The sequence below is a fragment of the Halomarina oriensis genome, from assembly GCF_009791395.1.
Lineage (GTDB): Archaea > Halobacteriota > Halobacteria > Halobacteriales > Haloarculaceae > Halomarina > Halomarina oriensis.
In genome coordinates this window covers 88,268-115,037 of record NZ_WSZK01000007.1, presented here as the reverse complement: position 1 = coordinate 115,037, position 26,770 = coordinate 88,268, and the positions used below count along the sequence as shown (strand labels likewise).

The 26,770-nt window shown below is 68.7% G+C and carries 22 protein-coding genes; 7 read left to right on the top strand and 15 right to left on the bottom strand.

Annotated features, from left to right (window positions below; all coding sequences use genetic code 11):
* Positions 1–17: 17 nt before the first annotated feature.
* Positions 18–755, top strand: a complete 738-nt coding sequence (locus tag GQS65_RS03130; RefSeq protein ID WP_199268392.1) for a sugar phosphate isomerase/epimerase family protein — start codon at positions 18–20, stop codon at positions 753–755.
* Here GQS65_RS03130 and GQS65_RS03125 read toward each other — a convergent pair.
* Entirely contained in the window at positions 722–1,624 is a 903-nt protein-coding gene (locus tag GQS65_RS03125; RefSeq protein ID WP_158203212.1) for a DUF7537 family lipoprotein, read from the bottom strand. The genes GQS65_RS03130 and GQS65_RS03125 overlap by 34 nt on opposite strands.
* Positions 1,625–1,733: 109 nt before the next feature.
* On the opposite strand from GQS65_RS03125, the gene GQS65_RS03120 reads away from it, so the two are divergent.
* Positions 1,734–3,950: a glycoside hydrolase family 3 N-terminal domain-containing protein gene (locus tag GQS65_RS03120; RefSeq protein ID WP_158203211.1), complete on the top strand. Its 2,217-nt coding sequence runs from the start codon at positions 1,734–1,736 to the stop codon at positions 3,948–3,950.
* 9 nt (positions 3,951–3,959) lie between these two features.
* Here GQS65_RS03120 and GQS65_RS03115 read toward each other — a convergent pair whose 3' ends face one another.
* From GQS65_RS03115 to GQS65_RS03100, 4 genes are all read right to left on the bottom strand, one after another.
* Positions 3,960–4,412 (bottom strand): universal stress protein, encoded by a 453-nt coding sequence (locus tag GQS65_RS03115; RefSeq protein WP_158203210.1) that lies wholly within the window; start codon positions 4,410–4,412, stop codon positions 3,960–3,962.
* A gap of 101 nt (positions 4,413–4,513) precedes the next feature.
* Positions 4,514–4,672, bottom strand: coding sequence for a hypothetical protein (locus tag GQS65_RS03110; protein ID WP_158203209.1), 159 nt, complete (start codon positions 4,670–4,672; stop codon positions 4,514–4,516).
* Between the two features lie 98 nt (positions 4,673–4,770).
* Entirely contained in the window at positions 4,771–4,923 is a 153-nt protein-coding gene (locus tag GQS65_RS03105; protein ID WP_158203208.1) for an NAD-binding protein, read from the bottom strand.
* Positions 4,924–5,003: 80 nt separating this feature from the next.
* Positions 5,004–7,247 (bottom strand): NADP-dependent malic enzyme, encoded by a 2,244-nt coding sequence (locus GQS65_RS03100; RefSeq protein ID WP_158203207.1) that lies wholly within the window; start codon positions 7,245–7,247, stop codon positions 5,004–5,006.
* Between the two features lie 129 nt (positions 7,248–7,376).
* Between GQS65_RS03100 and GQS65_RS03095 the strand changes: the two genes are divergently transcribed.
* Positions 7,377–8,348, top strand: a complete 972-nt coding sequence (locus GQS65_RS03095; RefSeq protein WP_158203206.1) for an aldo/keto reductase — start codon at positions 7,377–7,379, stop codon at positions 8,346–8,348.
* A 38-nt stretch (positions 8,349–8,386) separates the two neighbouring features.
* On the opposite strand, the gene GQS65_RS03090 is transcribed toward GQS65_RS03095, so the two are convergent.
* The 5 genes from GQS65_RS03090 to GQS65_RS03070 form a co-directional block, all read right to left on the bottom strand.
* Positions 8,387–9,157, bottom strand: coding sequence for an SDR family NAD(P)-dependent oxidoreductase (locus GQS65_RS03090; RefSeq protein WP_158203205.1), 771 nt, complete (start codon positions 9,155–9,157; stop codon positions 8,387–8,389).
* Positions 9,158–9,317: 160 nt separating this feature from the next.
* Positions 9,318–10,556, bottom strand: coding sequence for a mandelate racemase/muconate lactonizing enzyme family protein (locus GQS65_RS03085; protein ID WP_158203204.1), 1,239 nt, complete (start codon positions 10,554–10,556; stop codon positions 9,318–9,320).
* 83 nt (positions 10,557–10,639) lie between these two features.
* Positions 10,640–12,190, bottom strand: a complete 1,551-nt coding sequence (locus GQS65_RS03080; RefSeq protein WP_158203203.1) for a glycoside hydrolase family 43 protein — start codon at positions 12,188–12,190, stop codon at positions 10,640–10,642.
* Between the two features lie 61 nt (positions 12,191–12,251).
* A complete protein-coding gene (gene xacF, locus GQS65_RS03075; protein ID WP_368279782.1) occupies positions 12,252–13,697 on the bottom strand; it encodes a 2,5-dioxovalerate dehydrogenase in 1,446 nt (481 codons plus the stop codon).
* Positions 13,698–13,800: 103 nt separating this feature from the next.
* Positions 13,801–16,131 carry a glycoside hydrolase family 3 N-terminal domain-containing protein gene (locus GQS65_RS03070; RefSeq protein ID WP_368279781.1) on the bottom strand — a complete coding sequence of 777 codons (2,331 nt, stop codon included), beginning with the start codon at positions 16,129–16,131 and terminating at the stop codon, positions 13,801–13,803.
* 93 nt (positions 16,132–16,224) lie between these two features.
* Between GQS65_RS03070 and uxaC the strand changes: the two genes are divergently transcribed.
* Positions 16,225–17,592: a glucuronate isomerase gene (gene uxaC / locus GQS65_RS03065; RefSeq protein ID WP_158203202.1), complete on the top strand. Its 1,368-nt coding sequence runs from the start codon at positions 16,225–16,227 to the stop codon at positions 17,590–17,592.
* Between the two features lie 76 nt (positions 17,593–17,668).
* A complete protein-coding gene (locus GQS65_RS03060; RefSeq protein WP_158203201.1) occupies positions 17,669–18,415 on the top strand; it encodes a ThuA domain-containing protein in 747 nt (248 codons plus the stop codon).
* A gap of 30 nt (positions 18,416–18,445) precedes the next feature.
* Here GQS65_RS03060 and GQS65_RS03055 read toward each other — a convergent pair whose 3' ends face one another.
* Positions 18,446–19,543, bottom strand: a complete 1,098-nt coding sequence (locus tag GQS65_RS03055) for a Gfo/Idh/MocA family protein (RefSeq protein WP_158203200.1) — start codon at positions 19,541–19,543, stop codon at positions 18,446–18,448.
* A 149-nt stretch (positions 19,544–19,692) separates the two neighbouring features.
* Between GQS65_RS03055 and GQS65_RS03050 the strand changes: the two genes are divergently transcribed.
* A complete protein-coding gene (locus tag GQS65_RS03050) occupies positions 19,693–20,607 on the top strand; it encodes an NAD-dependent epimerase/dehydratase family protein (protein WP_158203199.1) in 915 nt (304 codons plus the stop codon).
* A 343-nt stretch (positions 20,608–20,950) separates the two neighbouring features.
* Positions 20,951–22,048 (top strand): D-xylose 1-dehydrogenase Gfo6, encoded by a 1,098-nt coding sequence (gfo6, locus tag GQS65_RS03045; protein WP_158203198.1) that lies wholly within the window; start codon positions 20,951–20,953, stop codon positions 22,046–22,048.
* A 39-nt stretch (positions 22,049–22,087) separates the two neighbouring features.
* Here gfo6 and GQS65_RS03040 read toward each other — a convergent pair whose 3' ends face one another.
* The 4 genes from GQS65_RS03040 to GQS65_RS03025 form a co-directional block, all read right to left on the bottom strand.
* Positions 22,088–22,438, bottom strand: a complete 351-nt coding sequence (locus GQS65_RS03040; protein ID WP_158203197.1) for a hypothetical protein — start codon at positions 22,436–22,438, stop codon at positions 22,088–22,090.
* Between the two features lie 87 nt (positions 22,439–22,525).
* The gene (locus tag GQS65_RS03035) at positions 22,526–24,742 is read right to left on the bottom strand and encodes an ABC transporter ATP-binding protein (protein WP_158203196.1); all 2,217 of its coding nucleotides are present in this window, start codon (positions 24,740–24,742) and stop codon (positions 22,526–22,528) included.
* Positions 24,743–25,765 (bottom strand): ABC transporter permease, encoded by a 1,023-nt coding sequence (locus GQS65_RS03030; protein ID WP_158203195.1) that lies wholly within the window; start codon positions 25,763–25,765, stop codon positions 24,743–24,745.
* A complete protein-coding gene (locus tag GQS65_RS03025) occupies positions 25,755–26,753 on the bottom strand; it encodes an ABC transporter permease (protein ID WP_158203194.1) in 999 nt (332 codons plus the stop codon). The genes GQS65_RS03030 and GQS65_RS03025 overlap by 11 nt, the downstream gene beginning before the upstream one ends.
* Between the last annotated feature and the right edge of the window lie 17 nt (positions 26,754–26,770).

The window sequence follows — 26,770 nt, the reverse complement described above, 5'->3', positions numbered from 1 at the left end:
CGCTCCTGCGTGACGATGTGACACGATTTGGCTTCCAGCTCTACAGCCTGCACGCCGTCGAGGACGCGCTCCCGGCCGTCCTCGACCACGTCGGCGAGACGACGTTCGACGGCGTCGAGTTCGCCGGGCTCCCGACCGACCCGGAGGAGAGTGAGGCGGTTGCGACGGCCCTGGAGACGAACGGTCTCGCCGCGGCCGGCACGCACGCCGGCCTCGACGACCTGGAGGAGGACCTCGACGCCGTCGTCTCGGCCTGCCGAACCGTCGACTGCTCGGCCGTCGTCGTCCCGTGGCTCGACCCGTCGGTGTTCGAGGAACGAGCGAGCGTCGAGGCGGCGGCGGCACGACTCACGGACGCCGCCGAGCGCCTCGACGACCACGGTCTCTCGTTGCACTACCACAACCACGATCAGGAGTTCGTCGACCTCGACGGACGCCCCGCCGTCGAGACGCTCCTCGAAGCCGCTCCCGACGTCGGCTTCGAACTCGACCTCGGGTGGGCCGGTGCGGCCGGCCACGACCCGCTCGCCGTGTTCGAGCAGTACGCCGACCGGATCGACATCGCGCACCTGAAGGACTACGACGCCGAGACTGGCGACCCGGTCGAGGTCGGTCGTGGCGACCTCGACGTCGAGGCGGTGGTCGAGGCCGTCCGCACACACGACGTCGACTGGCTGGTCTACGAGGTCGAACAGCGCCCCGACACGTACGAGACACTGGACTACGCCGACGAGTTCGTACAGCGATACCGGTAGGGGAGCCGGTCACAGACGGGTCGGTACGACACGCTCGCGGTCGTCTCGTTCGCTGCTGCCGCTCGGGCGTCGGCCAGCCAGTCGGGCCTGACGACCGGGGTCTCCCCGACCCCGACGAACCGGACCGTCGTCGTACCCGAGACGACGACGCCGTCCCGGTACGGGAGCGTCCCCGTGAACGACACTCGGTACGCCTGGACGCCACCGTCCTCACCGAGCGTGGCGGTGAACCGCCACGACGAGACACGTTCGAGGCCGATGTCCGTCAGCCGGTCCGTCGCCGGCGGCGTCGTCGTCCGAAGCACCACTGTCCCGTTCCCGACGGTGGTGTCGGGGGCCGAAGCACTCCCGTAGACGAGCGAGAGCCGATGACTGTCCGTCAGCGGCCCCGTCGGTGGCGTCGGCACCGGCCCCGAGTACGTCGTCCCGTTCGGCGTCCGGACCCGCTGGAAGGTGTACGACCGGTTGTACCAGCTCTCGGTCCGGATGCGGTCCCCGATGCCGAGGCTCGGGTGTGTCTCCTCGTAGCTCCGGGTCACGAGCCAGCGGTCGCGGTTCGCCCCGACCGACCGGCGTCGCGTCACGTCCAGCAGTCGTGTCCCGTTCTCGAAGTCGACTCGCGTCCGCGTCACCATCGTGAACGACTCGCCCGCGAGCGCCTGGTCGTGTGCCGCCGCCAACGCGACCGGTCGGTCGATGCGGTCCGGAGAGAGGCCGGGCGGGTAGGCGGCGCTAGGGTCGTCGGTCGGGACCGATGCGGGCGTCAGCGACGGTGCCGGCGGTGACTCGCGTGGCGGCACGCTCCCACAGCCCGCGAGAACGACCACCACGAGGAGGGCGAGGCGTCGCCAGTCCACCGATGTCGCCATGGCCTCGTGTTCTCGCGGCCGGGATAAATACGTGGCCGTGGTCGACGCCCGAGGTGACCGGGTGGGTCGTACACAGCACCTAACACGGTGGTCTCCGAAGTGGGTGGAGATGGGTTCGACGCCACCAGGCGAGCGGCCGTCGCCGACGGTCTCCGCCGTAGACATCGACGACCTGCTCGACGAGATGACACTGGACGAGAAGCTCGGTCAACTCGTCGGCACGTACGTCGGGAAGATGGGCGAGGAGAAGACGGTCGAGGACGCCACCTCGGAGATCGTCGACGACCACGTCGGAGCGGTCTCCCCGTTCGGCATCGGCATCTCGACCCGCGACGACCCGACGGTGGCCGCCGAGACGGCCAACCGACTCCAGCGGGTCGCCGTCGAGGAGACGCGACTCGGGATTCCGCTGCTCGTCCCGGTCGACGCGGTCCACGGTCACGCGTACATCGACGGTGCGACCGTGTTCCCGCACAACCTCGGGATGGCAGCGACACGGAACCCCGACCTCGTCGAGCGAGGCGGTGCGGTCACGGGCGCGGAGACGGCCGCGACCGGCGCGTCGCTGAACTACGGGCCGACCGCCGACGTCGCCCGCGACCAGCGCTGGGGGCGCGTGTTCGAGACCTACGGCGAGAGTTCGTACCTCTGTGGTGAACTCGCCGCCGCCGAAGCGCGTGGCCTCCGCGGTGACGACGACGACCCCACGCTCGGCGTGACGGCCAAGCACTTCCCGGCGTACGGCCAGCCGAGTCGGGGCGAGGACGCCTCCGTCGTCGACGTCTCCGAGTCGACGTTCCGACGGACGTTCCTCCCGCAGTTCGAGCGTCTCCTCGACGAGGGTGTCGACGTCGTCATGCCGTGTTACAACGCCCTCGACGGCGAACCGGTCCACGGCTCCGAGCGGTTCCTGACGGGCCTGCTCCGCGAGGAGTGCGGCTTCGACGGCGTGGTCACCTCCGACTGGGGCGGGGTCGACCACCTCCACCAGTACCACCGGACGGCCGCCGACCGGACGATGGCCGCTCGACAGTCGTTCACCGCCGGTCTCGACCTCGTCTCGGTCGGCGGGCCGGCGTACGCCGTCGAACTCCGCGAACTGGTGGACGCCGAGGAACTCTCCGAGCGCCGCGTCGACGAGAGCGTTCGTCGCGTCCTCGAACTGAAGGCGACGCTGGGGCTGTTCGAGGACCCGTACGTCGACGAGTCGGCGGTGTCCGACACGCTCGCGGCCGACGAACACCGCGAGGCGGCGCTCGACGCGGCCCGCGAGTCGATGACGCTCCTGAAGAACGACGACGTTCTCCCGCTCGACGAGTCGAGCGAGGTGCTCGTCACGGGGCCGAACGCAGACGACCTGCACCACCAGTTCGGCGGGTGGAGCGTCATGGACGACTCGGACCTCACGGGCATCACTATCCGGGAGGGCATCGCCGACGTCGTCGGCGAGGAGCGCGTGAGCTACGAACCCGGTGCGGGCGTCACCGAGGAGAGAGACGTCGCCGCGGCCGCGAGTGCCGCCGAGGACGCCGACGCCGCCGTGGTCGTCCTCGGCGAGGACTGGTATCTCCACGAGTTCGGCCCACAGGCGATGAACCGACCGACCGGCGAGTTCCCGACCCGGACCGAACTCGACCTGCCCGACGCACAACGAACGCTCCTCGAAGCGGTGCAGGCGACCGGAACACCCACCGTCCTCGTGCTGGTCTCGGGCCGCCCGCTGTCGATACCGTGGGCCGCCGAGCACGTCCCCGGAATCCTCATGGCGTACTACCCCGGCATGGACGGCGGGACGGCCGTCGCCGAGACGCTGTTCGGCCGGCACGACCCGAGCGGTCGCCTCCCCATCTCCGTCCCCCGTTCGACGGGTCACCTGCCGACACGGTTCGACTACCTCCGACACCCGACACCCATCGGGGCCGACGAACACCCGGACTCCTACGACCCGCTGTTCGCGTTCGGACACGGCCTGAGCTACACGGAGTTCGAGGTACGGGCGTTCTCGCTGTCGCAGTCGTCCGTCGGGCCGGCGGGGACGGTCACCGCCGAGGTGACCGTCGAGAACGTCGGCGACCGCGACGGAGAACGGTCGGTCGACCTCTTCGTCGAGGACGTCGTCAGTTCGCGCGTCACTCCGGCCCGACAGCACGTCGGGGTCGCACGGGCGACGCTCGCCGCGGGCGAGTCGACGACGCTCTCGACGACGGTTCCCGTCGAACGTCTCGCCGTCCACGGACGGGACTACGAGCGCGTCGAACCCGGTGAGTTCGTCTTCCACTGCGAGGGCGAGACGGCCGAGTTGACCGTCACACGCGGCCGGGAGTGAGCGCCCCGCTCACTGCGTCGACACGGTGACGAACCCGTCGAAGTTCAGGACGACCTGCTGGGCGACGTCACCGAACACGGCCTTCCCCGTCGGCGACCGCCGCCGACCGAGCAGGAAGACGTGGTCGCAGTCGTGGTCCTCGGCGGTGGTGATGACGGCGTTCGCCAGGTCGCCGTCGTCGGCGACCCGCGCGACGACCTCGGTGGAGACGTCGCCGAGCGCTCCGGCGGCGAACTCGCGGGTCCGGGCCGCCACGCCGTCGAGAATCTCGCCGCTACTGTAGGTGACGTTCTCCACCGACCCGATGGTCTCCAGGTCACGAGCCTTCTCCTCGTACTCCGCTTCGGTCATCGTGGTCAGCAGGACCAGTTCGGCGTCGGCCCCGGCAGCGTGCTCGGCGGCCTCCGTGAGGAGTTCTCGGTGCGACTCGGTGTGGTCGACGACGACCAGTCCACGGTCCATGTCCGGTGTTAGCAACGGCCGTTGATAAAACTCCCCGTGTGAGGCTCGCCGGTCATGCCGGGGAGGAACGTCGACCGAGCGGGTGCCGCGAGACGGCAGCGTCACCGACCGAGCAGGTGATTGACGGCGACGTCCGCCCCGGCGGCGGCCGGGGAGACCACCTCGTCGACGTCGGTGAGGTGCTGGTAGTCCTGTTCCCCGTCGTGGGCGACGCGCGCGAGGGTCCGAATCTCGGGCGCGAGTTCCCGGCGACCCCACACGCGACGACGTTCGTCCGACTGTCGTCGGTGAGCGCGGCGACGACGTCCGTCTCGCCGATACTCACCCCCTCAAGCACCTCGCGCTCTGCGCCGTCGCCCTACACGACGCGCCCGACCTGCTCGTTCGCCAGTCGTTCACACTTCTCCGCGTCACGCTCGACGACGGTCACCGTGTAGCCGTGGTCGATGAGTTGGGTCGCAGTGTGCCGACCGACACGGCCATCGCCGACGATGATCGCTGACTCGGTCACGGTCACGCCTTGTGAGAGCGACATCTCGACGACTTCGGTCGGAGCACCGACACGAACTGGTTCGGCGTGGCCGACCGGGCTCAGACGTCCGACACCGCGACGGCCGCGAGGTTGACGACGTCGCGCACGTCGTCGCCACGCTGGAGGACGTGGACGGGCCGGTCCATGCCGACGAGCATCGGGCCGATAGCCTCCGCGCCGCCGAGACGCTGGAGGAGTTTGTAACCGATGTTGCCCGCTTCGAGGTTCGGGAAGACCAGCACGTTCGCCGGTTCGTCGAGGTCCGAGAAGGAGTAGGTGCCGTCGAGCATCTCCTCGACGACGGCGGTGTCGGCCTGCATCTCCCCGTCGACCGGGAAGTCCGCCTCCGGGTCCGAACGGAGCAGTTCGGCGGCTCGCCGTGGCTTCCGGGACCCGTCGGTGTCGACGCTGCCGAAATCCGAGTACGACAGCAGCGCCGCGCGCGGGTCGACGTCGAACCGACCGGCGAGTTTCGCGGTCTGTTTCGTCACTTCGGCGAGCACCGCCTCGTCGGGGTCCTGATTGACCGTCGCGTCCGCACAGAACACGACGCGGGAGCCGACGGTCAGCAGGTAGACGCCGGCGGCGTAGTCGACGTCAGGTGCGGTGCCGACGACCTGCAACGGCGGGCGGAGCGCCGAGGGGTAGTGGTTCGTCAGGCCGGTGAGCATCGCGTCGGCGTCACCCGTCTCGACCATGACGCTGGCGAGGTAGTCGCCGTCCTCGACGAGTTTCCTGGCCTCGCGGCGCGTGACGCCCTTGCGTCTGCGCAGTTCGTAGAGTCGCTCGGCGTACGGTTCGAGGTCGGTCTCGTCGGGGTCGACCACCCGCGGGTCGAAGTCGAGACCGAGTCGCGTCCTCGTCCGGTCGATGGTCTCCCCGTCGCCGACGAGAATCGGGACGGCGATGCCCTGTTGCTGGAGTTGGTAGGCCGCACGGACCGTCTTCTCGTCGTCGCCTTCGGCGAGGACGACGCGCTTGGGGTCCGCCTTCGCCTTCCCGCGGACGATGCGCATCAGTTCGCGGTCCTTGCCCAGACGGGCCTCCAGTCGGCCGACGTAGGCGTCGAGGTCGACGGTCCGTCGGGCGACACCGGAGTCCATCGCGGCGCGGGCGACGGCGGGCGCGACCTCCAGCAGGACACGCGGGTCGAGCGGTTTCGGGATGATGTACTCGGGACCGAACTGGAGTGGCTGGTCGCCGTAGGCCTCGACGACGGCGTCGGGGACGTCCTGCCGGGCGAGGTCAGCGAGCGCCTCCGCCGCGGCTACCTTCATGCCCTCGTCGATGTCGGTCGCACGGACGTCGAGCGCGCCGCGGAAGATGAACGGGAACCCGAGCACGTTGTTGACCTGATTCGGGTAGTCAGAGCGCCCCGTCGCCATGACGACAGTGTCGTCGCGGGCCGCCTTGGCGTCCTCGTAGGTGATCTCGGGGTCCGGGTTCGCCATGGCGAAGACGACCGGGTCTTCGGCCATCGACCGAATCATCTCCGGGGAGACGATGCCGCCGACCGAGAGGCCGACGAGCACGTCCGCACCCGCGACGGCGTCGGCGAGGTCTCCTCCCTCCTCGGCCGCGAACGGCCGCACGCGGTCGTTCAGGCCCGCTCGCTCGCTCGTGAGGATGCCGTCGATGTCGCACATCGTGACGTTCTCGGGGGCGACGCCGAGGTGGGTGTAGAACTCGGCGGTCGCCGTCGCCGCAGCACCGGCCCCTGCGAACGTCACGCGGAGGTCGGCGAGGTCTTTGTCGACGACCGCCATCGCGTTGAGGAGCGCGGCCCCGGAGATGATGGCGGTGCCGTGCTGGTCGTCGTGGAACACCGGGACGTCCATCCGCTCTCGAAGCCGCGCTTCGATCTCGAAGCACTCCGGCGCGCTGATGTCTTCGAGGTTGACGCCGCCGAACGTCGGCTCCATCGCCGCGACGGTCTCGACGAACGCGTCGACGTCCGGTTGGTCGAGTTCGACGTCGAACACGTCGATGTCGGCGAAGCGCTTGAACAGCACGCCCTTCCCCTCCATGACGGGTTTCGACGCCTGCGCGCCGATGTCCCCGAGGCCCAGCACGGCGCTCCCCGTCGAGACGACGCCCACGAGGTTGCCCTTCGCGGTGTAGCTGTACGCCTCGTCGGGGTCGGCGGCGATTTCGAGACACGGTGCAGCGACGCCCGGTGAGTACGCCAGCGAGAGGTCTCGTTGTGAACTGGTCGGTTTCGTGGTCGCGAGTTCGAGTTTCCCCGGAGGGGCCGCTCGGTGGTACTCCAGCGCGTCCGCGTCGAGTTCGTCGCCGTCGGGCATTGCGTGGTCGGTCGACGGTTGGTGGTCTCGTGGCATAGTCCTTCCCGAACGCCCCCAGTTCTGCCAGAGAAGGAGCGATTGTTGCCGAATAACGAACACAACTGTCGGTCCCCCACGACTGCCGGTTCGATGGAGTACACGACGCTCGGCGAGACTGGCATGGAGGTCTCGCGCATCTGTCTGGGCTGTATGAGCTTCGGCGACGGCGAACCGTGGATGCTAGAGGGCGAGGACGCCGACGAGATCGTCGACCGCGCCGTCGACCTCGGAATCAACTTCTTCGATACGGCGAACGCCTACTCCGGTGGCGAGAGCGAACGCATCCTCGGTGACGCGCTCTCGGCGTACGACCGCGACGAACAGGTGGTCGCGACGAAGGTGTTCTTCCCGGTCGAGGACGGCCCCAATCGGTCGGGACTCTCCCGGAAGACCGTCGAGCAGGAACTGGACAACTCCCTCGACCGACTCGGGATGGACTGTGTCGACCTCTACCAGATTCACCGCTGGGACGACGACACGCCCATCGAGGAGACGCTGCGGGCGCTCGACGACGCGGTCCGCCGGGGGAAGGTCCGATACCTCGGCGCGTCATCGATGTGGGCCTACCAGTTCGCCGAGGCACTCCACACCAGCGAGGTCGAGCATCTCGAACGCTTCGCCACGATGCAGAACCACTACAACGTCGCCTACCGCGAGGAAGAACGCGAGATGCTGCCGCTCTGCGAGCGGGAAGCTATCGGCGTCGTCCCGTGGGGACCGCTCGGTCAGGGCTACCTCGCCCGCCCGCACGAGGACCTGGAGACGACGACCCGCTCGGACCCGTCGAACGTCCACAACCCGACGCCCGAGTACGGGCGGGCCGGTGGCGAGACGGTGAACGAACGCGTCGAGGAACTCGCCGAGGAGTACGGCGTGACGATGGCACAGCTCTCGCTCGCGTGGCTGTTCTCGAAGGAGTGGGTCGACGCCCCCATCGTCGGGACGACGAGCGTCCAGCACCTCGAAGAGGCCGTCGAAGCGTTGGACGTCGACCTCTCCGAGTCGGACGTGGCGTACCTCGAAGAGCCCTACGAGCCGAAACCCGTCATCGGCCACTCCTGAACGGTTCGCCAGGGGCGGACTCGCCGTCCGTCACGCGGTCACTGGGCACTGACGTCGTAGCCGCCGTCGACGGTCAGCACCTCCCCTGTGGTGAACGAGGCGGCGTCGCTGGCGAGGTAGACGACCGACCCGGCCACCTCTTCCGGCGTCGCAACGCGCTCCATCGGCGTCCGTTCGTCGACCGTCTCGCGGAACGCCGACCCGTCGTCGAGTTTCGGCCCGGCCATCTCGGTCTTGACGAACCCGGGAGCGACCGCGTTGACGCGAATCTCGGGGCCGAGATCGGCGGCGGCCGCGCGGGTGAGCCCCTCGACGCCGGCTTTCGCCGCACAGTAGGCGGGGCGCTCCTCGCGGGCTTGCCCGGCCGACATCGAGGAGATGTTGACGATGCTCCCCTCGGTCATCGCACGGCCGAACACCTGACACGCCCGGAAGACGCCGGTGAGGTCGACGGCGATATCGCGGTCCCACTCGGTCTCGCTCATCTCCGTGACCGACGACTGGGCGACCGACCCCGCGGAGTTGACGAGCACGTCGACCGTGTCGAGGGTCTCCTCGGCGACGGCACACAGTTCCTCGACGGACTCGCGGTCGGTGACGTCACAGGTGACCGCCGTCGTCGTCGCACCGCGTTCGCGGAGTTCCCCGGTGACCTGCTCGACGCGGTTCTCGGAGCGACTCGTCGCCACGACGTCGGCTCCGCCCTCGGCGAACGCGAGGGCGATGGCTCGACCGATACCGCTCGACCCGCCGATGACGACGGCTGATCTGTCTTCGACGCTCACCGCTGGTGTGGACTCGCTGACCATGGACACCCGAGCAGTCCGGTCGCTCGTCCTTAGCTCTATCTGACGGCTACCGTCGAGCCGACGGGACGGTCGACGAGCCGTCGGCTGTGCGGACCGTCGGCTGGCCCGCCGTGGTGTCACTCAGTCGGTCGCTGCGGTGTACGTATCCACTCGACGAGGCTCACGCCTCGTCGAACAGACTCTCACCTTCGACCATGTGCTCGGCGACGGCGTCCAGGTCGAGCGTGAGACCGAGGCCCGGCTCCTCGGGCACGGCCATCCGTCCGTCCTCGATGAGGCCGGACTCCTCGACGAGGTCCGCCCACCAGCCCAGCTGGTAGGAGTGGTACTCGACGGCCAGCGAGTTCGGAATCGCGGCGGCGACGTGCGCGCTCGCCATCGTCCCGATGGGCGAGGCGACGTTGTGCATCGCCACGGGGATGTAGTAGGTGTCGGCCACGTCGGCTATCTTCCGCGTCTCGCGCATCCCGCCGACTCGCGGGAGGTCCGGCGCGACGATGTCCACGGCCTGCTCTTCGAGCAGCCGACGCTGACCGTGTTTCCGGTAGACGTTCTCCCCGGCGACGATGGGCGTCACCGTCGACTGGGTGACCTCACGCTGGACGTCGTGGTTCTCGGGGGGAACCGGGTCTTCGAGCCACCAGACGTCGTACTCCTCCAGTTCGCGGGCGAGGCGCTTGGCGCTCCCTGCGGAGAACGACCAGTGACAGTCGAACGCGACGTCCGCCCGGTCGCCGACCTCCTCGCAGACGGCCTCGACGATATCGACCTTGTGCTGGACCTCGGGGCCGCGCAGGTGGCGGTTCGCACGGTCCTTCTCGTGGCCCGACGGGACGTCGAGGTCGAACTTGAGCGCGTCGTAGCCCAGGTCCTCGACGACGCGTTTCGCCTCGCGGGCGTTCGACTCGGGTTCGGACTCGTCGCCGGCGTGGCAGTCACAGTAGATGCGGACCTCGTCGCGGTACTTCCCGCCGACCAGCTGGTAGGCGGGGACGTCGAGGATCTTCCCGGCGACGTCGTGGAGCGCGATCTCGATACCGGAGATGCCGGAGACGACCTTCCCGGAGATGGAGCCCTCGCCGGACATCTTCTGGACGAGGTGTTCGTACAGGCGGTCGATGTCGAGCGGGTTCTCACCGACGAGGAACGGGGCCATCCGCTCGATGATCTCGGCGTCGCCGCCGCCCCAGTAGGACTCGCCCGTGCCGACGAGGCCGGCGTCCGTGTAGACGCGCACGAGGATCCAGGGGTAGTTCCCGTCGACGAGCGTCGTCTGGACGTCCGTTATCTCGACGTCACGACCGCCACCTCGTTTCGCCCTGACACCCATCGTCTCGGCCGAGAGGTCACGCATCGTGTACTCTGCGTTCGGGTCGCGTAGCTGCCGGTAGTCGGGCATACGGTTTGCACAACTGTGTCGGAGTATATCACGTTTCCCATCGACACGGAGAGGCGTCGAGAGCGACGAGCGCCGACGACCGCTCAGGGCTCCGTCGGTTCGTAGCGGAACCGTTCGACGTGAGCCGCAGTCGGTTCTTCGTGGTCCGAACTCCCGGTTCGAGCGACGACGTACGGACCGACGTAGACGCCGGTGAACAGTCCGGTGACCTCGGTGGCGAGATACCGGGGGGCCGCCGTCGCCAACGGCCCGTCGCGTGCCGTCTCGCCGCCGCCACCGGCTTCGACCGCGAACCGGTAGCTGGTCGGCGTGGCGTCGACGGTCAGTTCGAACGTCTCACCGTCGACTCGCCGTTCGGCCGCGACGGCGGTCACGTCACCGACGCGACGGCGAACGAGCGCGACGGAGCCGTTCTCACGACCCCGGAGACCGACCTCGTAGTGGTGCCGTTCGTCCGCGACGAGCGCGAGACCGGCCTCTTCGCCGGGGGCAGGGTCGAACGCGAGGTGGACCGAGCACCGACAGTCGAAGTGTGCCTGTCGACGGCCGACGAACGTCGCGCCACGGTCGTCGAGCGACGCGGTCCGAGGTCGGAGCGTCAACGATTCGTCGTCCAGCGAGTACGCCCCCTCGGCGGGGTTCCGGCGGAACTCGAACGCGCCGTCGAGCGTCTCGCCGTCGAACGTTTCGTGGGTCTCGCGGGCGGGAGCGGACGGTTCGGGAGAACCACCGTCGCCGGGCAGCGACTCGACATCTACCACGAGGTCGACCGGCCCGCCGGCGGCGACGACGGGCCACCCGTCTCGCCAGTCGACGGGGGCGAGGAACGTCTCCCGGCCGAGGTGGTGCCAGCCGGGGTGGCCCCCCTGCTGTCGGACGCCGAGGAAGACGAGCCACCACGACCCGTCGGGCGCGTCGACGAGGTCACCGTGCCCCGCCGCGCTGACCGGGTGCATCGGGTGGCCACGGTGGGAGAGGATCGGATTGTGTGGACACGGCTCGAACGGCCCCGTCGGGGAGTCCCCACGAGCGGCGACGACCATGTGGTTCGTGTGGGTGCCCCCCTCCGCGGTGAGCAGGTAGTACGTCCCGTCGACCTCGTAGAGGTGTGGGGCCTCACAGAACGTCCCCTCGATACCCTCCCAGAGCGTCCGAGAGTCGCCGACTGCACCGGTGTCGAGGTCGACCGGTGCGACGTGGACCGTCGTCTCGGCGAGCGTCGGCCCGTGCGCGTACGAGAGATACACCGTGCCGTCGTCGAAGAACAGGTCCGGGTCGAACCCCGGCGCGTCGAGGGAGGTCGGCTCGGACCACTCGCCGGTCGGCTCCTCGGCGGTGACGACGAAGTGCCCACCACCGCCGACGAACGTCGTGACGAGGTAGAACGTGCCGTCGTGGTGGCGGAGCGTCGGCGCGTAGATGCCGTCCGACGAGTCGGTGTCGGTCACGTCGAGTTGGGACTCGCGCGTGAGACAGTGGCCGACGTGCGTCCACGAGACGAGGTCGGTGCTGTGATAGAGCGGTACGCCGGGGAAGTACTCGAACGAACTCGTCGCGAGGTAGTAGTCCTCGCCGACGCGGCAGACCGTCGGGTCGGGGTGTGTGCCCGGAAGCACCGGGTTGCGGTACTGCATCGTCCGTAGTTCCGTCCGTGACGACCTAAGCGTAGGGGGCGTCGACGACCGCCCGCGTCCTTCAGAACGCGTCGTAGACGGTCCGATCGATGGTGTAGAAGTCGAGTCCCGCGTCACCCTGTTCGCGCCACGTCTCCGTCGAGGACTGTTTGAACCCGCCGAACGGGACGTGCAGTTCGAGACCGGTCGTCTTCGCGTTCACCTTCGCCACGCCCGCTTCGACCTCGGTGACGAACCGCTCGGCCTCGCCGTGGTCGGCCGTGACGACGCTCGCGGAGAGACCGTACTGGGAGTCGTTCGCGGTGGCGAGTGCCTCCTCGAAGTCGCTCACCTCGACGACGGCGAGGACGGGACCGAACACCTCCTCCTGGGCGATGCGGTAGTCGCTCTCGACGTCGGTGAAGACGGTCGGTTCGACGTAGTAGCCGTCGCCGAACCGGTCGCCCTCTGGCTTCCCGCCGCCGGTCTCCAGGGTCGCCCCTTCCTCCTGGGCGACGTCGACGTAGTCGAGCGTCCCCTGTAGTTCGCTCTCGCTCACCTGCGGCCCCATGTCGTACTCGTCGCCGGGACCGACGTCGATGGCCTCGGCGCGGGCGACGACCGCCTCCACGAACTCGTCGTGGACCGACTCGTGGACGATGGCGCGAGAGCAGGCGGTACACGCCTGTCCGGTCACGCCGAACGCGCCGTTGGCGACGATGTCGGCGGCCTCTTCGACGGCGGCGCTCTCGGCGACGACGGTCGCGTTCTTCCCGCCCATCTCACACTGCGCGCGCTTGCCGTCCGCGGTGGCCGTCTCGTAGACCTCGTGGCCGACCTCCGCCGAGCCGGTGAACGAGACGAGGTCGACGTCGTCGTGCTCGACGAGCGCTGCTCCGACGTCACCGAAGCCGGTGACGACGTTGGCGACACCGTCGGGAAGGCCAGCCTCGTCGAGCGCGCCGACGATGGCGAGTGCGGTCCCCGGCGCGTCCTCGGCGGGTTTCAGGACCGCCGTGTTCCCGGCGGCGAGTGCCGGGGCGAGCTTCCACGCCGGGATGGCGATGGGGTAGTTCCACGGCGTGACGAGCGCCGCGACGCCGACGGGTTGGCTGACGGTGTAGAGGTCGGTCCCGCCGCCACTCGCGGACTTCCGCGTGCCACCGAGGTCACGGGTCTTCTCCGCGTAGTAGTAGAAGATGTCGATGGCACGCTGTACCTCGCCGCCCGCTTCGGCGTGAGTCTTCCCTTCCTCGCGGGTCAGGAGTTCGGTCAGTTCCTCTTTCCGGTCGGCGAGTTCGCTCGCCGCCTCGCGGAGGATGGCCCCGCGCTGCGGGGCAGGGGTGTTCGCCCACTCCTCCCGTGCGCCGGCGGCCGCGTCGACGGCGGCCGCGACGTCGGACTCGTCGGAGTGCTGGTACTCGGCGACCACCTCGTCCGGTGCTGTGGGGTCGGTACTCTCGAACGTCTCACCCGTGTCGGAGTCGGTCCAGGCTCCGCCCACGTAGTTCTGCTGCTGACTGGTCACGTCCGACGCATTGCCCCACCGGTACACGACTCTTACGCTTCCGGAGAAACCGTCTGTCCACGGACGGCCCCGAACGCCGCGGGACGCCGACGAGGGGGCGCGACTACGAAGAGTCGACCGTCGTCCCCGCGAAGTACGTCCGGCCGGTCCGGGGGACGACCTTCGAGTCGGTGACGGCGAGCGACGCGGTCGTCGTCACGTCCGCCGCCGAGTGGCCGATGCGGAGTTCGTACGGCCCCTCGTGGACGGTGAGGTTCATCTCCCGGTCGTGGTACGCCAGCTGTGTCGCGTCCACCTCGAACGTGACGGCGACGGAGTCGCCGGCGTCGAGGGAGACGCGCTCGAACCCGACGAGTTCCTGCACCGGTCGGGCCTGGTCGGGCGATTCGGCGCGGGCGTACAACTGAACCACGTCGCTGCCGGCGCGGTCACCGGTGTTCGTCACTTCGACCGTCGCCGAGACGGACCCCGCCGGGTCGAGGCTGTCGTCGTCGAGCGTGAGGTCGCCGTACTCGAACTCGGTGTAGCTCAGCCCGTAGCCGAACGGGTAGAGCGGCGTGCTGTCGGTGTAGACGTGTTCCTTGGTCGCCGAGTTGGGGCGGCGACTGTAGTAGACCGGCAGTTGGCCGACCGACCGTGCGACCGAGATGGGGAGGTGGCCGCCGGGGTTGTGGTCGCCGAACAGCACGTCCGCGATGGCGGTCCCCCCCTCCTCGCCGGGGAGCCACGCCTGCAGGACCGCCGCGGCGTGGTCGTCGGCCCACGTGACGGCGTGGGGCTTGCCGCTGACGACCACGACGACCAGCGGCGTCTCGGTCCCGTGGAGGCGTTCGAGCAGGTCCTGCTGGACGCCGGGGAGGCCGAGGTCGGTGACGTCCGCGCCCTCGCCACTGGTCGTCAGGTGGGGGTTCTCGCTCGGATCGACGTCGTGCTCCGAGAGGTCGACGGCCGAGCGCGCCCCGACGAACGCGAGCGTGACGTCGGCGGCCGTGGCTGCCTCGGCGGCCGCGTCGAACCCGTCTGTGCTCGAACCGGTCGTCGTACAGCCAGTCTCGTAGGTCACCTCGAACCCCTCAGCACGTGCCTCGATGGCGTCGAGCGGCGTGGTCGCGGTGGTGGCGACCTCCTTCTCGGGGTAGTGGGCGGCGTAGGCGTAGTCGCCCATCAGTTCGGCTCCGTCGTCGGCTTTCGGTCCGACGACGGCGACCGACCCCAGCGTCGACTCGTCGAGCGGGAGTCGGTCGTCGTTCTTGAGGAGGACCATCGACTCGCGGGCCGCACGGGTGGTGAGGTCGGTGGCGGCGTCGGTGTGGAACGCGTCGGCGGCCGCCTCGGCGTCGACCGTCGGGTCGTCGACGACGCCCTTCTCGAACTTCGTCCGAAGGACGCGGCGGACGGCCGTGTCGAGCGTCGACTCGGCGAGTTCGCCCGCCTCGACGGCCGTGACGAGGTGCTCGCCGTAGCAGTCGGTCGCCGGCAGTTCGACGTCGATGCCGGCTTCGAGGGCGGCGACGCCGGACTCGCGGTCGGAGTCGGTGACGCCGTGTTCCTCGCGGAGGAAGTCGACGCTGTAGTAGTCGGAGACGACCGTCCCGTCGAAGCCACACTCCCCGCGGAGCACGTCGGTCAGCAGGCGTTCGGAGCTGGCACACGGGAGGCCGTCGATGTCGTGGTAGGCGTTCATGACGGACTCAGCGCCCTGCGTCCGGATGGCGGCTTCGTAGGGGAACAGGTGTGTCTCGCGGAGTTCGCGCTCGCCGAGGTGGACCGACGCGCGGTTCTTCCCGCCCTCGGTCGCGCCGTGACCGACGAAGTGTTTCAGCGTCGCGGAGATACCGTCGGCGAGTCCGTCACCTTGCAGTCCCGAGACGTAGCCACACGCCATCGCCGCGACGAGGTACGGGTCCTCGCCGAACGTCTCCTCCGTTCGACCCCAGCGGAGGTCCCGAGCGACGTCGAGGACGGGCGAGAGCGCGTGGACCGTCCCGATGGCCTGCATCTCCGAGCGGATGGTCGCCGTCACCTCGGCCAGCAGGTCGGGCGACCACGTGCTCGCCATCCCGATGGACTGGGGGAACGTCGTCGCCTCGGGACCCATGTAGCCGCTCAGACACTCCTCGTGGGGGATGGCCGGGACGCCGAGGCGCGTCTCCCCGAGGACCTCCTGCAGTTCGTTCGTGACCCGCGCGGCCTCGGTCGGCGAGAGGCCACCTTCGCCACCGATACGCGTCAGGTGACCCATCCCGTCGGCCAGCAGTTCTTCGGCGGCCTCCCGGTCGAGTTCGCCGTCCTCGTCGAGGAGCAGGTCGGCGTTGACCGACCCCAGTTGGGCCGCCTTCTCCGCGAGCGTCATCCGCGAGAGCAGGTCCTCGACCCGTCGCTCCGTCGGGGCGGCCTCGTCGCTGTACACTGCGTCCGCTGAACCCTCGTGCATACGACCGCGATATCACGGCGGCCCGGCTTAACCGTTCGGACGACCGGCGAGCGCCCTCCACACTTTTGTCGCCCTCGGCCGTCGGTGTCGGTCATGAGCTTCCTCGACGAGGACTACCTGCTGGAGACCGAGGCGGCCCGCACGCTCTACGATGGTATCGCCGACCTGCCGATTCTCGACCCGCACAGCCACCTCGACGTCCGCGAACTGGTCGAGAACGAGGGCTGGAACGACGTCTGGGCCGTCGAGGGAGCCACCGACCACTACGTCTGGGCGGCGATGCGCGCACGCGGCGTCCCCGAGGAGCGAATCACGGGCGACGCCTCGAACCGCGAGAAGTGGACCGCGCTCGCCGAGGTGTTCCCGGAACTCGCCGGGAGTCCGACCTACGAGTGGGTCCACCTCGACCTCAAACGACGGTTCGGCATCGAGACGCCCATCTCTGCCGCGACGGCCGACGACATCTGGGCGGAGACGGCCCGCCAGTTGGAGTCCGATGAGATGCGGCCACAGGAGTTGCTCAGGGAGATGAGCGTCGAGGTGGTCTGCTCGACCGACGACCCGACCTCCTCGCTCGACCTGCACGAACGCGCTGCCGAGGAGGTCGAGGGGGTCGACGTGCTCCCGACGTGGCGGGCCGACCGCGCCGTCCACGTCGGTCACCGAGAGTGGGACGCGTTCGTCGACGAACTCGCCGAGGCCACCGGCATCGACACGAGCGCCCTCGACGGGTTTCTCGATGCCCTGGCGGCGACCCACGACCACTTCGCCGCCCACGGCTGTCGGGCGAGCGACCTGAGCGTCCGCGAACCGGTCTCCCGACCGGTCGACCGTCGACGCGCCGAACGTATCTACGCGGCCGAGCGACGCGGCGAGGGCCTGACCGACGAGGAGCGGGCGGACTTCGCGGCGTTCGTCCTGGAGTACGTCGGCGAACTGAACGCCGAGAAGGGGTGGGTGACACAGCTCCACGTCGGCCCGGTGCGAGACTACCGCGACGACCTGTTCGAGCGACTGGGCTCGGCCGCCGGGGGGACCGTCACGACCAACGACGTGGACGTCGCCGACGGGCTTCGCCACTTCCTCAACGCGTTCGACGGCGAGTTGGACGTCGTCCTCTACGTCGTCGATCCGACACACTACCCCACCATCACCACCATCGCGCGGGCGTTCCCGAACGTCAGCGTCGGGCCGGCGTGGTGGTTCAACGACAGCCCAATCGGGATGGAACGGCAGTTGGAGTACGTCGGGTCGGTCGACCTGCTCGCGAACCACGCCGGGATGGTGAGCGACTCGCGGAAACTGCTCTCGTTCGACTCCCGGTTCGAGCTGTTCCGCCGCACGCTGGCGAACGTCCTCGGCCGCCACGTCGAGCGCGGGCAGATGCCGATGGCCCACGCGACCGACCTCGCCGAACACGTCGCGCTCGACCGGCCACGGGAACTGTTCGGCTTCGAGTGACCAGTCGGCCAGCCGACGGGGGCCCGAAGATTGCCGGTTGGGGAACCCGTTTTTCTCCCACCCGCTTCGCTCGGGTATGCCATCTACGGTCACGGTCTGGAACGAGTTCGTCCACGAACGGGACGACGAGGCAGTCGCCGAACTGTACCCGGACGGCATCCACCGAACCATCGCCGACGCGCTCGACGAGCACGGCTTCGAGACGCGGACTGCCACGCTCGGGGAGGAAGAACACGGCCTCCCCGAGTCGGTCCTCGCCGACACCGACGTCCTCGTCTGGTGGGGTCACATCGCCCACGACGCCGTCGACGACCGGGTCGTCGAACGCGTCGCCGACCACGTCCGGGGCGGGATGGGAATCCTGTTCCTCCACTCAGCCACGCTCTCGAAGCCGTTCCGGGCGCTCCTCGGGACGACGGGGAGTCTCTTCTGGCGGGAGGCCGACGAGCGCGAACGGCTCTGGGTGACCGACCCCGGCCACCCCATCGCGGCCGGCCTCGACGACTGTCTCGAACTCCCCGAGACCGAGATGTACGGCGAACCGTTCGACGTGCCGACGCCCGAGAGCGTCGTCTTCACCTCGTGGTTCGAGGGCGGCGAGGTGTTCCGCTCGGGGTGTTGCTGGCGGCGCGGACGCGGCCGCGTCTTCTTCTTCCGACCCGGCCACGAGACCCACCCCATCTACCACGATTCGACCGTCCAGCAGGTGCTGGCGAACGCAGTCGAGTGGGCGACGCCCGTCAGCGACGAACGCCGGCCGCCCTCGGTGCGCAACGTCGAGCCACGCGAGGACATCGAGGGGAACGAGGGGGACGACGGGTAGTCGGCGGAGCAGAGAGCCCGGACGAGAGAGTCACTCGGCGTGGTCTACGGCGTCCTCGGCGTCGGCGAGCACCGACTGAACGTCGACCGCTTCGCCCGTCTCGGCACTCTCGATGGCGGCGAACACCATCGCCATCGCGTGGAGGTTGTCGCGTCCGTTGGTCGCCATCGGCTCCCCGCCGTCTCGCCAGTCGTCGAACTGCTCGACGAGCCACGCGTTGCCCCACTTCGCCTGCTCGTCGAGGGGGACTGCCTCGCCCGCCTCGAACCGCGTGTTCCCGACGAACCCCTCCGACTCGGGGTCGTAGGGGAACGCCCGCAGTTCGGAGCCGTCGAGCGCGAGCGTCCCGTCGACACAGTCGACACGGACATGCTCGCTCCCCCAGCCGTTGAACGTCGCCGCGACCGTGTTCAGCGCCTCGTAGGTGATGCTCGTCTCACCCTCGGTGACCACCTGGACCGTCGCGTTCGGCGTCCCCGCGAACGCCGAGTGTGGCGGGTTCCAGGCGTGACAGAAGACGGTCCGTGCTCGCTCGCCGACGACGTCGGCGAGCAGGTCGAGGTGGTGGATGGACCCCTCGACCAGCATGGGGTGGTGCTCGACGTCGTAGAGGCGGGTCGGCTTCCACGTCCCGTACGAGCGGGCGTTGATGGCGTAGCGACAGTAGCAGTTGTCGACCGGGCCGTACTCGCCGGAGCGGACCCGTCGTCTGAGCGTCGTCACGTCCCGTCGGTAGCGTTGGGTCATCGTCACACCCAGTCTGAGATCAGCGTCCTCGACTCGCCTGACGATGCGGACGGCCGCCTCCAGCGTGTCGGCGAGCGGTTTCTCACAGAGGAGGTCGAGACCCTCCTCGACGGCGAGGTCGACGAGCGGTTCGCGGACGCTCGGCGGCACCACGAGCGCCAACGCGTCGACGTCGCGGGCCTCGACCGCGCTCGCTGCGGACTCGTAACACCGACGCTCCGGCAGGTCGAGCAGTTCGCGGCCACGGGCGAGGGCGTCGGCGTCGGGGTCGACGGCCGCGACGACGTCGACCGTTCCGTCGGCCTCGTTCGGCGGCAGGAACTCCCGACACCACGCTTCTCCCTGATTCCCCGTGCCGACGAGGACGAGACGCGTCGTCATACGACGGGGTTTCGGGACGGGACGATTCACCGTACCGAAACCGGCAACCGACCCACGTCGACCCGTGGTCCGTGGGAGTGTCCGGCACCCGTGTCTCGGGGGACGTCCGACCCCGGTGATTGATGGCGGAGTCGGCCGAACGGCGGACGATGAGCGACCAATCTGACGTCGTCGCGGTGACCGGCGGCCTCGGCGGGGTCGGCCGCTGGGTCGTCGACCGGTTCGCACGGGACGGCGACGAGGTAGTCTGTATCGACCGACACACGCCGACCGAGGCAGCCGGGAACGTCCGCTTTTTCGCTGCGGACCTCACCGACGCCGGGGAGACGTTCGACCTGCTGGCGGACGTCGACCCCGACGCGGTGGTCCACATCGCGGCGATTCCCGACCCGACCGAGCACGCGGGCGTCCGGGTGTTCGAGAACAACACGCTCTCGACGTACAACGTTCTCACCGCCGCGGGACGGGTCGGCGCACGCGTCTCGTGGGCGTCCAGCGAGTCCGCCTACGGCTTCCCGTTCTCCGGGGAGTTGCTGCTCCCGGAGTACCTCCCCATCGACGAGTCCCACCCCATGCGCCCGGAGGACCCCTACGGAACGTCGAAAGAAGCCGGCGAGGCCGTGGCGAAGGCGGTCACGCGGAAGTACGGCGTACAGGTCGCGTCGATTCGGCCCTCGTGGGTCCAGTACCCCGGCGAGTATCTCGCGGCGACGAACCGCGTGGATATCGACGACGTCGAACCGGGCACGAAGGTTCCCGGAGCCGGGAACTTCTGGTCGTACGTCGACGTCCGTGACCTCGCGGACCTGTTCGTCCGCTCGGTCCGGACGACGGTCGACGGCCACGAGGCGTACCACGGACACGCCGCGGACAACTACGTCGGCGTCGAGACCGAACGGCTGTTCGAGGCCGTCACCGGCGGGGACCTCCCGACCCCCTGTGACCTGAGCGGCGAGGAGTCGGCGTTCTCCATCGAGAAGGCCGCCGCGGAACTTGGATGGACTCCCGAACACAGCTGGCGCGAGGCGGAAGACGAGTCCGTCGAGGGGCCGTCGTTCGGCTGACCGGTCGGTCGGGTCCACACGGGGAGTCGAACCCCGGAACGGACGCGTCGCTCCCGGTCGACCGACGACGGGTCGACGGCGCTCGCTCGGGGGCGTCGGGTTCAGTCCGCGCCGTGGGGCGGGACGAAGCCACACGCTCCACAGACGAGGTCCCCACGGTCGGTCCGCTCGACCACGCCCTCACAGTGCGGGCAGTTCGAAACCATCGCTCGATGCTGGGGGCACCTCGCGGCTTGGGTCTTCGCCCTACGGCAGTACCTGACGGCACGGTGGTGACCCGGCTACACCACGAAGAAACGCCGAGGCACGAGGCTATTTGTACGCGACGGTCACACGGGAGGGTATGACCATCGAGCTATCGGTCGACGAGTTCGATCGACGGGACTGGCAACGCGCCGAGGAGGGGACGGTTCGGTTCGCACTCGTCGGCCTCGGCTGGTGGACGCGCGAGGAGGCGATGCCGGCCATCGAGTCCTCGACGTTCTGCGAGACGACCGTCGTCGTCAGCGGGTCGACCGAGAAGGCCGAACGGGTCGCCGCCGACAGCGACACCGTCACCGACGCGCTCACCTACGACGAGTTCCGCGACGGGACGGCGACCGACGCCTACGACGCCGTCTACGTCGTCACGCCGAACGCGCTCCACCTCCCGTACGTGGAGGCGGCCGCCGAGTTCGGGAAGGCCGTCCTCTGTGAGAAACCGATGGAAGCGACCGTCGAGCGGGCCGAACGGGTCGTCGAGGTCAGCGAGGCGGCGGACATCCCGCTGATGGTCGCCTACCGGATGCAGACCGACCCCGTGATTCGCCGCGCGCGCGAACTCGTCACCGGCGGCCACATCGGCACGCCCGTCCAGGTCCACGGCCACATGTCCCAGCCGCTCCTCGACGTCATCCCGAATCCCGACCAGTGGCGGCTGAACCCCGACCTCACCGGCTACGGCGCGACGGTGATGGACCTCGGTATCTACCCGCTCAACACCGCCCGGTTCGTCCTCGACGCCGACCCGGTGTCGGTCGGTGCTCGACTCCGGAGCGAGAGCGAGGCGTTCGCCGACGTCCCCGACGAACACGCCCGGTTCGAGTTCACGTTCGACGACGGCACCGACGGCAGCTGTACCGCGAGTCAGAACGCCCAGCGTGCCAGTCACTTCCGGGTCCTCGGGACCGAAGGCGAGATCGACGTCGAACCGGTGTTCTACCCCGACCAGACCCGCACGATGACCGTCCGACGCGGGGAGACGACCGCCGAGATTCGAGTTCCGACGGTCAACCAGATGACCGAGGAGTTCGACTACTTCGCGGACTGCCTGCTCAGCGACGAACCGCCACACGCCGACGCCCAGCACGGCCTCCTCGACCTCCGGGCCGCCGCCGCCGTCTACGAGGCCGGCGAGACCGGCGAGAGCGTCGACGTCGCGGGCGGCGGACTCGACGACTGAACGGCGACCGACCCGCTCCGCACGACGACGCCGACGCGCTCACTCGTGCTCTCTTCCCTGCCGTTCGAGGATGTCGACGAACCGATCGGCGAACACCACGGTCCGCTCGGGGAGGCCGTACCGCTCGGTGCTCAGGTCGTGGTCGCGGAGTTCGTCGACCAGTTCCGGCGTGTGTTTCAGGGAGGTCACCGCGTCCCGAACGTCGACGTCGAGTCGCCCGTCGTCGGTGTCCAGCCACGGCTGTTTGCGCTGGCGCTCGTCGTACTCGATGGTGTAGGTCGCTCCGCCGACGGCGGCCACGACGTCGTCGAGCGAACCGACCTCGACGCGGTCGCCGTCACCGACGAGGGACAGCGTCCCGTCGTGGGTCTCCGGTTCGTAGCGTTCCATGCTGTCGGCTACTCGACCGGCGAGTGATACCGTTGTCGCTGTTCGACGCGGGCCGAACGACGGGGAACTGCGGCGGGGTGGGCCCCGTCAGTCGTCGGCGAGGACGTCGTCGGACTCTTCGGCCCCTTCGAGCGGTTCGCTGTCCCAGTAGGCGTGGTTCGGGTCCTCGCGGAAGCAGGCGGCCTTGCCGGGCGCGTCGTCGAGCCCCTCCAGGTCGGGGTGCTCCTCGCGGCAGGCTTCCCGAGCGACGGGACAGCGCGTGTGGAACCGACAGCCCGAAGGCGGGTCGACCGGGTCCGGCACGTCCACCTCGCGGATGGGTGGGTCGGAGGCCTCCATGTCATCCAGGTCGAGACTCGGGGTCGCCCAGCGCAGGACCTCCGTGTACGGGTGGCGAGGGTCGTGGATGAGGCGCTCTGCGGTCCCGATCTCCACGATCTCGCCGAGGTACATGACGGCGATGCGGCCGTCGCCGTGCTCCGCGAAGTACCGCGCGTTCGAGAGGTCGTGACTGATGAACAGGAACGAGGTGTCGAACTCCGACTGGAGTTCGAGCATCAGGTCCATGATCTCGATACGCAGCGAGACGTCGACGGCGCTGATGGCCTCGTCGGCGAGGATGGCGTTGGGGTTCATCAGTAGCGCACGCGCGAGCGCGACACGCTGTTTCTCCCCACCGGAGAGCTGGTGGGGGTACCGTCCCATGAAGTCGTCCGCCGGATTCATGCCGACGCGTTCGAGCAACGAGTGGATGCGACTCCGGCGCTCGTTGCGACCGACGTTCGGGTGGGTGTGTCGCAGCGGTTCCGAGAGGATGTCCACGATGCGGCGGTTCGGGTTGAGCGCCGCGCCGGGGTCCTGGTGGATGATCTGGAGCGCGGCGCGAATCTCGTCGCGTGTGACGTCCGTGCTCCCGCTGGCCTCCCAGATGTCCTGACCGCGGTACTCGACGGCCCCGCCGGTCGGCTTCTGGAGGCCGATGAGCGTCTTCCCGAACGTGGTCTTGCCACACCCGCTCTCGCCGAGGAGGCAGACGAGGTCCTGCTCCTGGATGTCGAGCGAGACGCCGTCGACGGCACGGACCACCTCCGGAGGCCCCCCGAACCGTTCGAGCAGGCCCTGGGACTGTTCGAAGTGGACCTCGACGTCGTCGGCCCGCAACAGCGGCGGTTCGTCGCCGGTCCGGGGTCGTCCGGTCGAGGCCGTACTCGCCACCGACTCCGACGGCTGGTGGTCGAACTGCTGGGCCCCCTCGCCGAAGTTCAGCGGTATCTCCTCGCGCGCCTCCTCTCGGTGGTGACACGCCGCCCGGTGGTCCGGGTAGTGGCGGTCGAACGACTCCAGCGGTGGGTCCTCGACGCGACACTCCTCGGTCGCGAGCGGACAGCGTGGGTGGAACCGACAGCCCGAGGGGACGTTGACCGGGGCCGGGCCCTCGCCCTCGATGGGTTGCATCTCCTCCAGAGGCGCGTCGAGGTTCGGCGTCGCGTTCAGCAACTTCCGCGTGTACGGATGTGCGGAGTTGCCGATGATCTCGTCTCGCGGCCCGATCTCGGCGAACTGGAAGGCGTAGATGATGGCCATCCGGTCGGCGAGCGCCGCGACCAGCGGCAGGTCGTGGGTGATGAAGACGATGGTGAGGTCGTACTCCGACTGCAGGTTGTCGAGCAGTCGGAGGATGGACCGCTGCATCAGCAGGTCGAGTGCAGCCGTCGGCTCGTCCATCACCAGCACCTCCGGGTTCAACACCATGCTCAGCGCGATGAGCGCACGCTGTTGCATCCCGCCCGAGAGCTCGTGCGGGTAGGCGTTGAGCACACGCTCCGGTTCCAGGTAGAGGTTCTCGAGGAGTTCACGCGCGAACGCCATCCCCTCCGAGACGTTTCGGTCGTGGGTCTTCAGCGTCTCCTTGAAGTGCGCGCCGACCTCCATCGTCGGGTTGAACGAACTCATCGCACCCTGGAACACCATCGATATCTCCTCCCAGCGGAACTGACGGAGTTCCTCGTCGCTCAACTCCAGCACGTCGACGGTGTCGCCGTTCTCCCGGTGGTACGTTATCTGCCCGGTGAGTCGGCCGGGGTCCGGAACGGCGTCCAGCAGCGCGGAGGCGAACATCGACTTGCCGCTCCCGCTCTCGCCGACGATGCCGAGCACCTCTCGTCTGTCGATGTCGACGGAGACGTCTTCGAGGACGCGTGTCTCGCCGTCGTTGTAGCTGACGCTCGCGTTGCGAATCTCGAGGATCGGGTCGCTGACCCCGTCCGATGCGGTCGTGGTCGACTGTGTACTGTCGGTTGCCATCTAAAACATCCCCGTCGTGGTCGTGTTCTCGTCTTCCTCGACGGACTCCGATTCACCCGAGAGCCGGGTTCGGACCCGTGGGTTGAAGATGCGGTCCATCCCCTGGCTCAGCAGGATGAGGCCGAACGCGAGGCCGACGATAGCGATCATCGGCACGAGGAGCCAGTGCAGCGCTTCCGTCGTGAACAGCCCGCCCTGGTAGTACGCGTTGTTCAGCGTGACGCCCCAGTTCTGCCCGGTGTACGGCAGGACCCCGATGAAGTAGAGGCCGACCGAGGCGAAGATGGTGTAGCGTGCGGCGAGCACGAAGTTGACCATCACGTACGGCATGATGTTGGGGAGGACGTCCTTGACGATGATTCTGGGCGTGCTGGTCCCCATCGTTCGGGAGGCTTCGACGTAGCTCGCTTCCCGTATCGAGAGGACCTGTGACCGTATCGAACGACCCAGTCCGGCCCAGTAGTTGATCGTGAGGACGACGCCGAGGAGGATGGGGTTCTCCGGACTCAGCGCGATGGCCAGCACGATGACCAGCGGGAGGCCGGGGATGGCCATGAAGAAGTCCGACACCGACGTGATGGCGGTGTCGACACGCCCGCCCTTGTACCCCGAGACGGTGCCGACGACGACGGCGAGGCTGGTCGCCCAGACCCCGCCCGCGAGCACCATCAGCAGGATGAACGGCGTCGAGTCGATGATGAGCGCCAGCAGGTCGACGCCCGAGTTCGTCGTTCCGAGCGGGAACGACCAGTTCTCGAACGGCGGGAGTAGCTGTGGGGCCTGGTTCGTGCTCGGATTCCGCCAGAGTCCGAACACGTCGACGGCCGCCATGAGCAGGTATCCCCCGAGGATGAGGATACCGAGGCGCGTCCGCACGTCGGACCACGCGATGACGACCGGTTCGTACACCCAGCGGCGGTAGAACTCCTCGGCTCGGTCGCGCCGGGTCATCTCGGCGGACGACGACTCCGAGCGCCAGTCGATCTCCTCCGAAGAGGACTGGGAGTCCGTCTCAGTAGCCATCTGCGTCACCTGCGCTGATACGCGGGTCGATGAACCCGTACGTCAGGTCGGCGATGTAGACCGCGACGACCAGCGTGACGGTGATGACGAGGAAACACCCCATCATCAACGGGTAGTCGTTCGCTTCGAGCGCCGAGATGAGGTAGTAGCCCAGCCCGGGGTACGAGAAGATCTCTTCGAGGACGACCGTGCCGCCGAGACGGAAGCCGATGAGCAACAACAGCCCGGTGTACATCGGGAGGATGGCGTTCTGCGCCACGTAACGCGTGGCGATACGCCCGTCGGAGAGCCCCCGAAGTCGGGCGACCTCGACGTACTCCTCACCGAGCACCTGGATGCTGTTCCCGCGCATGTTGAGCGCCGTCGACCCGATGCCGCCGATGGTGAACGCGAGGATCGGGAGCGTGGCGTGGTGGACGACGCTGGCGAAGTACTCGAAGGTGAACCCGGACTCGACCCCGCGTGCGGACGCGAACCCCGTCGGGAACAGGCTCCACTGGTACGCGAGGAAGAACAGGAAGACGACGGCGAAGATGAACGACGGCACCGCCATCAGGAAGATGGACGCGCCGGAGAACGTCTTGTCGAACCGCGAGCCCTCCCAGTACGCCTGCACGGCACCGATGAGCACGCCGATGACGAACATCAGGACGGTCGAGGTGACCACGAGGAACACCGTCCACGGGAGCGCGCGGGCGATGACGTCCATGACCGGCTGGCCGAGCGAGATGGACTCCCCCAGGTCGAGGGTGACGACCCCGGCGAGGTAGTCGAGGTACTGTTGCCACAGCGGTGCGTCGGGACGGATGTTCTGGAGCGCCTCGATGCGCGCGTTGACCTGTTCGACCGGAACGCCCTGCCGGATGAGCTGGATTCGAAGCTGCGTGAACGGGCCGCCCGGGAGCAGGCGAATCAGCCCGAACGTGAGCGTGATCACGGCGAGAACCGTCAGGGGTATCCTGGCTGTGCGTCTGAGGTAGTAGTTCATTGTCTGGTTCTCTCAAG

What these genes read in the sequence shown, in the direction of transcription:
- GQS65_RS03125 (WP_158203212.1), bottom strand. Translation starts at nt 1,624, where the DNA reads ATGGCGACATCGGTGGACTGGCGACGCCTCGCCCTCCTCGTGGTGGTC.
- GQS65_RS03060 (WP_158203201.1), top strand. Translation starts at nt 17,669, where the DNA reads ATGCCATCTACGGTCACGGTCTGGAACGAGTTCGTCCACGAACGGGAC.
- GQS65_RS03100 (WP_158203207.1), bottom strand. Translation starts at nt 7,247, where the DNA reads ATGCCCGACGGCGACGAACTCGACGCGGACGCGCTGGAGTACCACCGA.
- gfo6 (WP_158203198.1), top strand. Translation starts at nt 20,951, where the DNA reads ATGACCATCGAGCTATCGGTCGACGAGTTCGATCGACGGGACTGGCAA.
- GQS65_RS03080 (WP_158203203.1), bottom strand. Translation starts at nt 12,190, where the DNA reads ATGCAGTACCGCAACCCGGTGCTTCCGGGCACACACCCCGACCCGACG.
- GQS65_RS03090 (WP_158203205.1), bottom strand. Translation starts at nt 9,157, where the DNA reads ATGGTCAGCGAGTCCACACCAGCGGTGAGCGTCGAAGACAGATCAGCC.
- GQS65_RS03095 (WP_158203206.1), top strand. Translation starts at nt 7,377, where the DNA reads ATGGAGTACACGACGCTCGGCGAGACTGGCATGGAGGTCTCGCGCATC.
- GQS65_RS03030 (WP_158203195.1), bottom strand. Translation starts at nt 25,765, where the DNA reads ATGGCTACTGAGACGGACTCCCAGTCCTCTTCGGAGGAGATCGACTGG.
- GQS65_RS03085 (WP_158203204.1), bottom strand. Translation starts at nt 10,556, where the DNA reads ATGCCCGACTACCGGCAGCTACGCGACCCGAACGCAGAGTACACGATG.
- uxaC (WP_158203202.1), top strand. Translation starts at nt 16,225, where the DNA reads ATGAGCTTCCTCGACGAGGACTACCTGCTGGAGACCGAGGCGGCCCGC.
- GQS65_RS03050 (WP_158203199.1), top strand. Translation starts at nt 19,693, where the DNA reads ATGAGCGACCAATCTGACGTCGTCGCGGTGACCGGCGGCCTCGGCGGG.
- GQS65_RS03115 (WP_158203210.1), bottom strand. Translation starts at nt 4,412, where the DNA reads ATGGACCGTGGACTGGTCGTCGTCGACCACACCGAGTCGCACCGAGAA.
- GQS65_RS03040 (WP_158203197.1), bottom strand. Translation starts at nt 22,438, where the DNA reads ATGGAACGCTACGAACCGGAGACCCACGACGGGACGCTGTCCCTCGTC.
- GQS65_RS03055 (WP_158203200.1), bottom strand. Translation starts at nt 19,543, where the DNA reads ATGACGACGCGTCTCGTCCTCGTCGGCACGGGGAATCAGGGAGAAGCG.
- GQS65_RS03070 (WP_368279781.1), bottom strand. Translation starts at nt 16,131, where the DNA reads ATGCACGAGGGTTCAGCGGACGCAGTGTACAGCGACGAGGCCGCCCCG.
- GQS65_RS03035 (WP_158203196.1), bottom strand. Translation starts at nt 24,742, where the DNA reads ATGGCAACCGACAGTACACAGTCGACCACGACCGCATCGGACGGGGTC.
- GQS65_RS03120 (WP_158203211.1), top strand. Translation starts at nt 1,734, where the DNA reads ATGGGTTCGACGCCACCAGGCGAGCGGCCGTCGCCGACGGTCTCCGCC.
- GQS65_RS03025 (WP_158203194.1), bottom strand. Translation starts at nt 26,753, where the DNA reads ATGAACTACTACCTCAGACGCACAGCCAGGATACCCCTGACGGTTCTC.